A 795-nucleotide genomic window follows, 5' to 3' on the forward strand; every position below is an offset into this window, starting at 1 on the left:
GAGCACTGCTGGACTCTCCTGTCGAAAGCCCCGTCCCTCCCAGGAGAAGGACGGGGCTCTTGCTCTATCTCACGCCCTCATCTCGGGAGACGGTGACACGTGTGATGTTACTTCGAAAGCCACACGTTGTTCTCCAGAGATACAAGGTGCAGGCCACCCCACGGCGGGACGAAATCGTTGACCCTGTCGCTGACTATCGAGTAACCCCATTCGAAGTAGAGGGGGATCACTGCCCTGTCTTCCATGACTTTCTTCTGGGCCTGTTTCCACAGACTTTCGAGTTTCTTCTGATCTACGGTGCGAAGCGCCTCATCGAGCAGAGAATCAACCGTGGTGTTGGAGTAGAAGTGGGCATTGGTCTTGCCGATGCTGCTGCTGTGGAACAGGGAATGCAGCCCCGTCGTGCCGGCGAAGCTAAAGTCGAAGAACACAGTGGAGTTCCCGTCGATCAGGTCTGCAACCCATACGGCCGTGTCCTGCTGCAAGACTGACGCGTCAATTCCGAGCTCTCTGAGTTGAGTCACGAGAATGGTCAACACTCGAACCTGGGAACCCGGTATGGTCTTGATCTCCACCTTGAGAGGCTTGCCATTGCGGTCGAGGATGCCATCGCCGTTCGTATCCTTGAAGCCGGCCTTGGCCAGTTGTGCTTGTGCCGCCTTGGGGTCGTACTTCCACAGGCCCTTGAGGGTCGGATCGTAGCCGAAAGGCACCCATGGCGGGCACTGCCCGTAGGCCCTCTCGCCGAAAGGAGCCACGACAGCCTTGAACGCCGCATCGATGTCGATGGCTTTG

Annotated in this window: 1 protein-coding gene; it reads right to left on the reverse strand. The window is 57.7% G+C overall.

Going from position 1 to position 795, the window contains the following annotated elements:
• Positions 1-107: 107 nt before the first annotated feature.
• Positions 108-795: ABC transporter substrate-binding protein (locus NUW23_13530; GenBank protein ID MCR4427181.1), on the reverse strand; the 688-nt coding region annotated here is incomplete at its 5' end.

This window comes from Bacillota bacterium, from assembly GCA_024655925.1.
GTDB lineage: Bacteria > Bacillota > DTU025 > DTU025 > JANLFS01 > JANLFS01.